Here is a 3752-nt window from a genome sequence, read left to right as displayed (position 1 = left end):
AAAGTCCTCAAAAACTCAAATGGTGTCAATGGATTGGTTGCAGTTTTCGCCTCTATCTTAACTGGGCAATCACAGCTAACTAAAGAAGTATATGAGTCGTTCAAAGTCTATTCAGACTGTTTCCAAACGAGGGTGCCATTCAAATAATTAACTCGTATTTGCCCCAAAGCCATTTAGTGAATAAATCTATAAACATATCGGTGGATCACTTTTTCCATATATTTTCTCATGCTAAATACTGCTAATCCTGCATAGTTTGAAATTAGAATTATTGGGTTTTGAGTTAGAAAGTTAAGTACGCATGAATCTGAAATATGGTTCTGGTTTTCGGTTAGTTTTAGGTACTGAGTAAATTCACAGTTCTTCACCATGAGTTGGCTTTAGTGAACTATACGGATTATTTCCGCATTTTATGCTGAGTGAGTATGAGATAAATATTACTTTATTAATAAGTTTAGTTATTTAGCTTGCTGTCACAAAAAGTGACTGGGAAGATAGACGGAAAGACTATACGGATTTTTTCCGTCTATTAAATTGTTATGTGTGTAATCAGTAAGTGTGTAATATTCAATTTAATATTTTAAAAGGATCGTGAAATGGCAAAAGTTAAAGTACATGCAGGTGATTTTCTTGAGGGTGACGGGCAATTAAGTTTTGGTGCATTAACACTTAAAACTGCGAAGCATAATATAATGGGAGAAACTATTTTGATCTCTCAATTAGAGAGTGTTGATTTAGCATCAGAAGAAAATGTTAAAAAAGTGGCTGGTACTGTTGGGTGGGGAGCAGTAGGTGCTTTAGCTCTTGGTCCTGCAGGATTATTAGCAGGTCTATTATTGGGCGGAAAGAAGAAGGATGTTACTTTTATCGCTAAATTTAAAGATGGAAGAAAACTATTAGCAACAACAGATAGTAAAAGTTATACCAAGCTCCAAGCTGCGGTTTTTTAACACACATAATCGGGTAGCCGGAGGTATCTAGCCTCCAGCCCCCACACCACCCTGCATGCGGCTCCGCACAGGGCGGTTCATTTAGAGCTCCTAACTCACTTTTTGGTTAGGATAATGAACTGCGATCCATCCATCTCTTAGTGAATATAATCCTGCTTTCTTCAGATACTCATTACTCAGCGCTTGCTGTATCCCTGGTGTTTTAGAGCTACGCCATGGGCCTTTACTTGTGATACCACAAGCAACAGCGGCTTGGATCCTGACGCCACGTTTAAGTAAGTTTTGTACCTTAGTCCGTGGTTTTCGCCACTGACGCCAGTAACACATACGAACACGACGTCGGATCCAATGGTCTAAATCGACACACCCTTGATAGGCGTTAGCTATGCCAAAGTAATTGATCCAGCCTTGCATGTATTGACGCACTTTAAACAGCTGATAACTCATACTCACGCCCCAATTTCGGTTCGTTAGCCGTCTTATCTTTTGCTTGAAAATGTGTAATGTTTTAGCATGCCACTGGATCTTGCCTCGGTTAAATGTAAACCCAAGAAACTTGCTTTGAGCGACCTTAACCACTTGGCTTTTCTGTTCATTAACGACTAGTTTTAGCTTGATGGCCAGATATTGAGTAATGCTCTTGAGTACTCGATCTCCCGCCCGAATAGACTTTACCAAAATGATAAAGTCGTCCGCGTAGCGGGCGAATTTGTGCCCTCGGCTTTCCAGCTCTTTATCCAGACTATCCAACATAATGTTAGAAAGTAATGGTGAGAGTGGGCCGCCTTGAGGCACACCTTCAAAGCTTGCTTCAAATTGGTTATTGACCATCACACCTGCTCGTAGGTACTTACCGATAAGCGCTAATAGGCGCTTATCCTGTACTTTATTCCTTAGTTGAGTCATCAATAGATCATGATTAACTCGGTCAAAGAACTTAGACAGATCAACGTCGACGGCAAATTTGCGTTTCTGTTTGATGATATCTCTTACTTGCAGTACCGCTTGTTTTGCATTTCTGTTCGGCCTAAAGCCAAAGCTGTTAGTCGAAAAGAATGGGTCAAACAGTGGTGTGAGTATTTGAGCAATACCTTGTTGAATCACACGATCAATGACGTTAGGGATCCCCAATTTGCGTTTACCACCATCGGGTTTATCGATCTCCACGCGCCTGACCGCTGAGGGTTGGTATTCACCTTGTTCTAATTGAGATTTACACTGTTCCCAACCGCCTTGTTGCATCCAAAGCGGGAAGGCTTCGATGGTCATGCCATCGATGCCCGCCGCGCCTTTATTGGCTTTCACTTGACGCCAAGCTCGGTGTAGATTTTCAGGTTCGAGCAGTTGTTGGAATAGATCGCGGTTGAAGGCCGGTTGCATATCAATACGCTGCCGATAGTAATCGTCTGGCGACGTAGTGGGTATCGACAAGTTTGACAAGACTTCTCCTTCTTCTAAATGTTCAGGCCTTCACCATGTCCCAGCCATTACGATGGGCATTTGGCTACTATGCCGCCTGCTGACTTCTGCTTAATCACATGCCGAGTTACCCCGTCATGCGCTATCGGTTTCCATCTGGTTCGCTCTTTTCAGTCGATGACACTGAAAAGCCAAGGCACTTATAAACCAGAGCCTTACTGGTTAATAACCGATCGCGTGTTAAGCAGATCTCCCCAGATAAGAACATGAACTTTCTTTGCACTGCTGCATCATTTACGGTGGCCATTAGATCACGTGGTTTCGTCGTCTTGTGCCAACTCACCTCTAGCCTACGCCTCATATGATGTTCTTGTTCATCAGCTCGCAAATTTGCTAGCGGCTTCCTCCAGACCAAACCTCGCGATTAAGCCCTTGCCATTCGCTAGTAGTTAACGTTAAATAACAGTATGTTATTTAAACGGTGACCTTCCTACAGAGGACTTTCACCTCATTAGTTCATGCCCATGCTGGGCGTACACAAACAATTTAAGAGTGATTCGTAACGCTTGGCGGTTTTACTATGCATTGAGTCATGTGTTTAGGGTGCAATACTGTAGCTTAGGTGTTGCGTTACTCACACCTTAATTGGGCGTTATGTGTATTAGTAAAGATCGAGTTAATTTTTATGTTTGAATGGTTTAGCAAAACTTTTGAATCATCGTCTCAACAGGCGACGTTGTTTTCAATAGCTGTTTCTACAACATTAGCGGTGATTCTATTATTGCTAAATCAGTGGTTTAGTACCCGAAAAGATAAACGAAATCTTCGAGTTTCTAAGCTGGAGGAGTTTGCGACTACGATTTATGCTTACGAAAGGCTGTGCTTCGATATTCTATCGCGTCTCTATCAGCAGTCTCCATCAGATCAAATTACCATTAACAAGATGGTGGAGAGCGTAGAGCTCTCAGATAAAATCGAAATGCTGTCATCATTGTATTTTTCAAATATCCCATTTGATTCAAAGTTGACGCAGAAAACAATATACAAAGTTCATCATCAATTCGATATGTTAGAGCTTAATAACAAATCAGACCCAAGCACTTATGTATCTTATGAAGATGCAACAACCGCGGTGAAAGAAGTGTTGGCAGGACTAAAGGCGTCAGTAAAAGTTGAGATGAAAAAATACACATAACAAACACTTAAGGTTTCAAGATACTTTTCCTAATCTGACAGAACCCTTTTAAAACATCAGGTCTAACAAGGTTTTGTCCATAATTGCCTGAGAGCGAGCGGTTGATCCGCACCAGTAGTTTTGGACACTGAGTTAAGTGAGTACAATCACTAACGAGGTGAACAATGAGAACTAAGAAAACACGAATT

The 3752-nt window shown here is 41.5% G+C and carries 3 protein-coding genes; 2 read left to right on the top strand and 1 reads right to left on the bottom strand.

Going from position 1 to position 3752, the window contains the following annotated elements:
- Nucleotides 1-596 precede the first annotated feature (596 nt).
- A complete protein-coding gene (locus FH976_RS15465; protein WP_194091675.1) occupies nucleotides 597-950 on the top strand; it encodes a hypothetical protein in 354 nt (117 codons plus the stop codon).
- A gap of 90 nt (nucleotides 951-1040) precedes the next feature.
- On the opposite strand, the gene ltrA is transcribed toward FH976_RS15465, so the two are convergent.
- A complete protein-coding gene (gene ltrA, locus FH976_RS15460; protein WP_194091674.1) occupies nucleotides 1041-2390 on the bottom strand; it encodes a group II intron reverse transcriptase/maturase in 1350 nt (449 codons plus the stop codon).
- Nucleotides 2391-3054: 664 nt separating this feature from the next.
- Between ltrA and FH976_RS15450 the strand changes: the two genes are divergently transcribed.
- Complete coding sequence (locus FH976_RS15450) at nucleotides 3055-3564, top strand: hypothetical protein (RefSeq protein WP_194091672.1); 510 nt, start codon at nucleotides 3055-3057, stop codon at nucleotides 3562-3564.
- Nucleotides 3565-3752 lie beyond the last annotated feature (188 nt).

Origin of the sequence: Vibrio hibernica (assembly GCF_015223435.1) — a bacterium.
In the GTDB taxonomy this organism is placed as follows: domain Bacteria; phylum Pseudomonadota; class Gammaproteobacteria; order Enterobacterales; family Vibrionaceae; genus Vibrio; species Vibrio hibernica.
Note: the sequence above shows the minus strand (reverse complement) of the source record. Positions and strands in the feature narration are given on the sequence as shown.